Origin of the sequence: Xylanibacter caecicola (genome assembly GCF_013166515.1) — a bacterium.
In the GTDB taxonomy this organism is placed as follows: Bacteria; Bacteroidota; Bacteroidia; order Bacteroidales; family Bacteroidaceae; genus Prevotella; species Prevotella caecicola.
Window position 1 is genome coordinate 289,753 of record NZ_JABKKJ010000002.1, and the last position, 7,305, is coordinate 297,057.

At 47.5% G+C, this 7,305-nt stretch carries 6 protein-coding genes and 1 pseudogene; 4 read left to right on the forward strand and 3 right to left on the reverse strand.

Going from position 1 to position 7,305, the window contains the following annotated elements:
- Window positions 1-198: 198 nt before the first annotated feature.
- Window positions 199-1,656 carry an aminoacyl-histidine dipeptidase gene (locus HPS54_RS02760; RefSeq protein WP_172343941.1) on the reverse strand — a complete coding sequence of 486 codons (1,458 nt, stop codon included), beginning with the start codon at window positions 1,654-1,656 and terminating at the stop codon, window positions 199-201.
- Window positions 1,657-1,694: 38 nt separating this feature from the next.
- Complete coding sequence (locus HPS54_RS02765) at window positions 1,695-2,714, reverse strand: lysylphosphatidylglycerol synthase transmembrane domain-containing protein (RefSeq protein ID WP_172343942.1); 1,020 nt, start codon at window positions 2,712-2,714, stop codon at window positions 1,695-1,697.
- A 604-nt stretch (window positions 2,715-3,318) separates the two neighbouring features.
- Here HPS54_RS02765 and HPS54_RS02770 point away from each other — a divergent pair.
- Window positions 3,319-4,248 (forward strand): calcium/sodium antiporter, encoded by a 930-nt coding sequence (locus tag HPS54_RS02770; RefSeq protein ID WP_172343943.1) that lies wholly within the window; start codon window positions 3,319-3,321, stop codon window positions 4,246-4,248.
- A gap of 158 nt (window positions 4,249-4,406) precedes the next feature.
- Here the strand turns inward: HPS54_RS02770 and HPS54_RS02775 are convergent, their stop codons facing one another.
- Window positions 4,407-5,486, reverse strand: a complete 1,080-nt coding sequence (locus tag HPS54_RS02775) for a TlpA disulfide reductase family protein (protein WP_253951913.1) — start codon at window positions 5,484-5,486, stop codon at window positions 4,407-4,409.
- 160 nt (window positions 5,487-5,646) lie between these two features.
- Here HPS54_RS02775 and HPS54_RS02780 point away from each other — a divergent pair, with 160 nt between their 5' ends.
- The 3 genes and pseudogenes from HPS54_RS02780 to HPS54_RS02790 form a co-directional block, all read left to right on the forward strand.
- Window positions 5,647-6,336, forward strand: a complete 690-nt coding sequence (locus HPS54_RS02780) for a queuosine precursor transporter (protein ID WP_172343944.1) — start codon at window positions 5,647-5,649, stop codon at window positions 6,334-6,336.
- Window positions 6,333-6,806, forward strand: coding sequence for a preQ(1) synthase (gene queF, locus HPS54_RS02785; RefSeq protein ID WP_172343945.1), 474 nt, complete (start codon window positions 6,333-6,335; stop codon window positions 6,804-6,806). The genes HPS54_RS02780 and queF overlap by 4 nt, the downstream gene beginning before the upstream one ends.
- 15 nt (window positions 6,807-6,821) lie before the next feature.
- A pseudogene (locus tag HPS54_RS02790) lies at window positions 6,822-7,181 on the forward strand (patatin-like phospholipase family protein); the annotation flags it as partial.
- Window positions 7,182-7,305 lie beyond the last annotated feature (124 nt).

Sequence of the window (7,305 nt, forward strand, 5' to 3'; positions counted from 1 at the left end):
CGCGTCAAAGCCGTCTTTTGTTGAATAGGGCTGTGTCAAAACAAGCAAGTTTGTTTCGGCACAGCCCTAACTGTATAAATCAAATGATGAGATACGGGCGATAAAGGGTTTATCAGATTACGAAGGAACAAGACATACGTCCTTTATCTCCCCATATCTCCCTCTATCTTCCCTTATCTCCTTCTGTCTTTCCACTCCTTATTTAGCAGGTATCTCTTCCAGCGTCTTTGTCAGCAGCGTCCAGAACTTCGGCACCGACGGGTGGAACGCGCGCTCGTTGGGGGTGTGCGGTGACAGCATCGTGGGACCGAAAGAGCATATGTCAAGACCCGGATACTTGGAGAGTATAATGCTGCACTCCAGTCCGGCATGTACCACCTGCACCGTAGGCTTTTCGTTGAACAGGTCTGTGTACAACTTGCGCATCACCTTTATCAGTTCGCTGTCGGTGTTGGGATCCCAACCTCCGTACTCGCCGCTGCGCTTCACTTCCATTCCTGCCATGCCGAAGCAGCTTTCGAGCGATGTGGCAATCTCGTCTTTCACCGTCTCGCTTGCACTGCGTGCCAGTATCTTTATTGCTGCCTTTCCGCCGGCGATGTCTATTATGGCGAGGTTTGACGATGTCTCCACGATGTTCGGTATAGACGGTATGTAGCGCCATACGCCGTTGTGTGCGGCACATATTGCGTTGACGAGATTGTCTTGTATTTCCAAAGGCACTTCGTTTTCGGGCAGTTCCGTTTCTTCCACGGTTACGTATATCTCGTTCTCTATGCCTTTGTATTCGTTGTTGAACGCCTCGCAATAGTCGGCCGCCAGTTCCGCGATGTCTTCCATGTTCTCTTTCGGAAGAGTAAGTACGGCTTCCGCCTCAAACGGAATGGCGTTGCGCATGTTTCCGCCGTGCCATGATGCCAGGCGCGCCTCGTCCTCGGATATCGCTTCGCGCACGATGCGTGCCAGCAGTTTGTTGGCATTAGCCCTGCCTTCGCCAATCTCCAGACCGGAGTGTCCGCCCTTAAGACCTTTCACCGTTATCTTTACGGCAACGTCGTTCTTGTCCGTTTCAACCTCCTTATAGTCCAACACGGCTGTTATGTCCACGCCTCCGGCGCTTCCTATTATCATTTCTCCCTCCTGCTCCGTATCGAGGTTCAGAAGTATCTCGCCCGTAAGCTCGCCCGCGGGCAGCCCGTTGGCACCGTACATTCCTGTCTCCTCGTCGGCTGTGATGAGAGCCTCTATCGGTCCGTGTTTAAGGTCTGTCGCTTCCATCACAGCCATTATCGCAGCCACACCCAGTCCGTTGTCGGCGCCGAGAGTAGTACCCTTTGCCCTTACCCAGTCGCCGTCGATGTATGTCTGTATCGGGTCGGTCTCGAAGTTGTGTGCACTTTCCTTTTCCTTTTGCGGCACCATGTCCATGTGTGCCTGCAGTATGACGGTCTTGCGGTTTTCCATTCCCGGTGTCGCAGGCTTGCGCATAACGATGTTTTCAGCCTCATCCTTGAATGCTTCCACGCCGGCGCGCTTTGCAAAGTCTAACAGGAACTGCTGCACTTTCTCCAAATGTCCCGACGGACGCGGCACCTGTGTCAGTCCGTAAAAGTTTCTCCAGATACACTCCGGTTTAAGATTCATGATTTCGCTCATAGTATATTTATTTTAGATTGATGAATATATCACGTTTATTACTGTACTTCCGAAGACGTCTGCCGCCGTTCCGCCATGCGCCTTGTAAAACCTAATGCCACCCAACTGTACATGCCGAGCAGTATGACAAGCATTGTCTGTATGGTGTGAACGATAAGTACGAAGAACAGAGCGCTGTCCGAAGCCACTCCGTATAGTATCAGCATCGTCTTCACGGCGAAGTGCCACGGACCGGCACCGTTGGGTGTGGGTACAATTACGGCTATGCTGCCGACGATGAAAGTCGTAAGGGCGCATCCCGCTCCCAATCCCTCTGTAAACCCGAAGCAGAAGAACGTAAGATAATAATGAATGAAATAGCTTCCCCATATGGCAAGGGTGAAGAACACAAACAGCGGCACGTTGCGCACGTTGCGCAGCGATGTCACTCCCTGCCATATACCACCGAGTGTGGCTTTCACCTTATTATATATGGCGAGCCTTTTCATTACAAAATGCAGAAGTATCACCGCCGCAGCTCCACAGATAACCGTCACGACATAGCCCGTGCCGGAAAACCTGCCTGTAATAGTGTCCATGCTCGTCCCCGTTTGCTTGAAGAAAGTGGAAAACACGCCCATCTGCATCAGCAGTGTCAGCACTGTTATGCCCAGCATCAGCAGAGTGTCTATCGCCCTTTCGGTCACCACGGTGCCGAGAGCTTTCGGAAACGACACTCCGTCATATCTTTTCAGCACTCCGCAACGTGCAAACTCGCCCACGCGCGGTATCACCAGACTTGCCGCGTATGACAGCATCACGGCATGTACGCATGTGGATGTGCGTGCCCTTTCGCCCATAGGCTCGAGCGTCTGCCGCCACCGCAGTCCGCGAAACAGCTGTGCCAGAATGCCGAACGGAAACGACAGCAGCATCCATGTCCAGTCCATGTCGTGTGTAACAACGTTCCAGATACGTCTGAAGTCGAAGTCGCGGTACATCCAATACAATATCATGCCGCCCAAAACGAGCGGCAACGCTATCTTCAGCGAACTGTTCAGAAGTTTCGTTATATTCACTTTATATTGCAGATACTAAGTGTATTCCAACCGTAAGGTTTTGCCTTGGCAATATCAAACAAGCTTGATTGCGTCCGGTTGGCGTTATCTTTAAATAAGATAAACTTATATAATGCAAAGATAATGTAAAAAGGTGGAAAAGCAAAGAAAAGACTTCTTTTATATTGCAGGACAGCCGTCTTTATCTTCAAATAATGTTCCTGTTTTCCAAGAGGCGACCTGGCGGCTTCTAAAAGGTGGCGTTTTGGAGCGCGAAAGGCGGCATATTAGCGTGCAATATGCCACCTTTTAGAAACTAAAAGGTATTATTCTGATTTACAAGAGGTTAGACAATGCGTTTTTATGGCATGTCTTTTATGTTGGAGTGATGATGTTTTTGCCTTGAAAAACGTTTGTTCTACTGATTGTACAAACCGCCTCTGTCCCTCTTTTTCCAAAGGAAGGTCAGGTGTTGTTTGTAATATAACAGGAAATATAAATTTGTCGTATTCACGTTAAATAAATGTTTCGCATCCTTATTAATAGCTAAAATAAGAATGCTTTGTTGCCGGTTCCGGGCTTTTTTCAATAACTTTGTCTATCGTATTAACATTAAAAGTATTTTATGATAGGCATTATTTGTGTTGTAATAGGAGTGGCTCTTGTATTGTGGGGAGCCGACCGACTGACAGACGGTGCTACGGCATTGGCGCAGCGTATGAATATTCCTCAGATGGTAATAGGGCTTACTGTTGTGGCAATGGGCACGTCGATGCCTGAGTTCTTTGTCAGTCTGGTGTCTGCGATAAAGGGTACCCCGGACCTTGCGGTGGGCAATGTCGTGGGCAGCAACATTTTCAATACGATGCTTATTGTCGGTGTCTCTGCGGCTTTAGCACCCATGGCTATAAGTCGTTCTGCGGTGAAGAAGGACATGCCGTTTGCCATGGCGGCAACTCTCATGCTTGTGCTAATGAGTCTTGACGGTGATATATCGCGCATGGATGCGGCTTTATTGTTTGCCGCATTTATATTTTTCATGGTTTATACGCTGCGTCTTGCAAAGAAAGGAAAGGTTTCTGTCGTTGAGGGAAAGAAGGAAAATCTTTCTATTTGTATGTCGGTTGTATTTATTGTTATCGGTCTTGCTTGTCTCATCGGCGGCAGTCACCTGTTTGTCAACGGGGCTTCCGACATAGCAAGTGCCCTTGGTGTCAGCGAGGCGGTTATCGGTCTTACCGTCGTGGCGTGCGGCACTTCGCTGCCCGAGCTTGCAACGAGTGTTGTCGCGGCTCGCAAGGGGCAGAGTGGAATGGCTATAGGAAATGTGATAGGCAGTAATGTATTCAACATACTTATGATACTCGGTGTAACGGGACTCGTCGCCCCGATGCAGATAGAAGGTATTACGACCGTAGACATGTTGGTTATGCTTATCGGCGTGGTGTTGCTTTGGATGTTCTCGTATACCAAGTATATGATAGCCCGTTGGGAAGGTGTTGTGCTTGCTTTGCTCTTCTGCGGATATATCACATGGCTTGTCGTGAATGTGTGACGGGGGATAAATAAAGAGGAGACAGAGTTTTTTAGGAGATAAAGGGAAGATAAAGAGGAGATAAGGGGAAGATAAAAGACGTATGCTTTATTGTTTGGTACAAGGCTATTGTCCTTAATCTTCCCCTTATCTCCTTTGAAATCTTCCTCTATCTCCTTTTAAAACCCATACAGCTCTTTCAGCTTTTCGCCCAGCTTTTCGCCACGCAAATCCACGGCGATAATCTTTCCTTCTTTGTCGAGCAGTATGCTTGCAGGTATCGAGTTGATACCGTAGATGTCCTTTCCTATGGACTTCCAGCCCTTAAGGTCGCTCAGTTGCGGCCATTTCATGCCGAGGCTTTTTATCGCAGCCTTCCATGCCTCGGCTTTAGTGTCGAACGATATGCCGATTATTTCAAAACCTTTTGAGTGATATTTCTCGTAGTTTGCTACTACGTTCGGCATCTCTCCACGGCACGGACCACACCAGCTTGCCCAGAAATCAATCATCACATAGTTGCCTTTTCCGCACCATTCGCTCAGCTTGCGTTCCTTGCCGTTGTCGTCATTCATCGTAATATCCTTGAACATTGTACCCGGTTGGCGCAATTCGTATGATGCCAGCAGGGCTTTCGGCTGTCTCATCTGTGCGTGGCTGTAATACGGTGCCGTCTCCGGAAGCAGTGCCTTAAGCTCGTCGTAAGACAACTCATACATTATATTATTTATAAATGCGGCAGGGATGATGTTGTCCTTGTTATCGTTCACAATACTCTTTGCATATATCGTAAACTCATTGCTCAGTTTGTCATATTCATCCTCTATTGCTTTCATCTTTGCTGCCTTGTCCTGGTCAGTGCTACCCTTTATTTCAGAATATTGCTTGCCGAGATCGCTCATCCTTGACATGTACGAGTTGTATTTCCCCATATATCCACCCAGTTTGGTGTTCAGTGCCGAGCCTTTGGATGTGCATCCGGTCAGGTCTACTTCTACCGGTGTGCCGTCACAGAAGAACATTGTGCCGTTGTTTTGTGCCATAACGATAAACAAGGTGTTTGCCGCTTTTGTTCCGGAAAAGCCGAATTTGCCGTCCTTCACCTCTACGCTGTCCACATCGTTTCTTGCATCTTTGTTTATCAGGTATACCGTTTTTACGTCAGCCGGAGCTGTTCCTGTGATTTTAAACTCTACGTCTTGCGCGCTTATTGTTGCGGCGCATAAAGCCATTAGGGCTATTGATAAATGTCTTTTCATTTGTATGTTTCTTTATAATTGTTTGTTGAGCAAAGATAAATATTAAATGTTTATTTAAGAATTAATAAGTACTAAAAACCTTGTCCGTTGAGTTTTTTTATTAATTTTGCCGCGATATTAACAACAGAGTGCTTGGTAAACCTCTTAAAAAACAAGAATAATGAGAAAAAGACAGAACAATGTGAGTGTGCTGTTCATGCTTTTCAGCATACTCTTCTGTGTTTGCCTTATAACGGCAAACGTGCTTGAGACAAAGCAGATTTCCTTTGGTTTGGTGAACATAACGGGCGGACTGCTGGTCTTTCCTGTTTCTTACATCATCAACGACTGTGTGTGCGAGGTGTGGGGATACCGCAAGGCGCGGTTGCTGATATGGACGGGCTTCGCCATGAACTTCATATTCGTGATGTTCGGTGCTCTTGCCGATTTCATCCCTGGCGCGCCATATTGGGACAACGAAGACGGTTTCCATGCTGTTTTCGGTCTTGCTCCTCGTATTGCCGCTGCCTCGTTTGTAGCCTTTCTTGCAGGTTCGTTCATCAACGCATACGTGATGAGCCGCATGAAATTGTCGTCGGGAGGAAGGCATTTCTCTGTCCGTGCCGTTGTCAGTACTATATTCGGAGAGACAGCCGACTCGCTGATATTCTTTCCTTTAGCTTTGTGGGGCGTAATTCCGGTGTCGGAGATGCCGTCGCTTATAGTGTCACAGGTCGTGCTCAAGACATTGTATGAAATAATGGTACTCCCTGTCACCATACGTGTTGTACGTAAGACAAAGGAGTTTGAAGATACCGATGTATATGACGAAGGTATAAGTTATAATATATGGAAAATATTCAATTTATGAAAGAGAACAATGAAAACAGATGCGGTGAGGGATTGAAGGCTCTCGGCACCGCTACGAGATATGCCGACGACTATGCACCGGAGGTGCTCGAGACATTCACCAACAAACATCCCGGCAACGACTATTGGGTGCAATTCAACTGCCCTGAGTTTACGTCGCTGTGCCCCATAACGGGTCAGCCCGACTTTGCCGAAATACGCATACAGTATGTTCCGGCAGAGAAAATGGTGGAGAGCAAGAGTCTGAAACTCTATCTGTTCAGCTTCCGTAATCACGGTGATTTTCATGAAGACTGTGTGAACATTATAATGAAGGACCTTGTACGCCTGATGGAACCTAAATATATTGAGGTGACGGGCATATTCACTCCGCGCGGCGGGATAAGCATATACCCGTTTGCCAACTACGGACAGCCGGGCACAAAATATGAGAAACTGGCTGAGCACAGGTTCATGAACCATAACATGTAATTAAGACATATAGGTATGAAAGTACGTGTTTTTGTCATAATGTTGGCAGCACTGATGCTTTCCGCGTTTGCCGGTGCGGCGGAAGAGCAGCATGATGTGCCGCGCAAAAAGGTGGCGGTGGTGCTGAGTGGCGGCGGTGCCAAGGGCATGGCACATATCGGTGCGCTGCGTGTGATAGAGCGTGCAGGCATACCGATTGACTATATTGCCGGAACATCAATGGGTGCCATTGTAGGCGGGTTGTACTCCATAGGGTATGATACAAAGATGCTCGACTCATTGATAAGGGCACAGGATTGGAAGTTCCTGTTGTCCGACAAGGCGGATATACATGACAGAAGCCTTGCCAACAGGCAGAAACAACATACTTATACCCGTTGGCGGAATTAATTTAAGTTGATAAATATGAGTAAAAAGTTGTACATGTCGCTGATTTTTAGTAACTTAGTGGTGATTAAAACATTAAGTTCAAACCATCGTATGTACAACCTTTATGCAA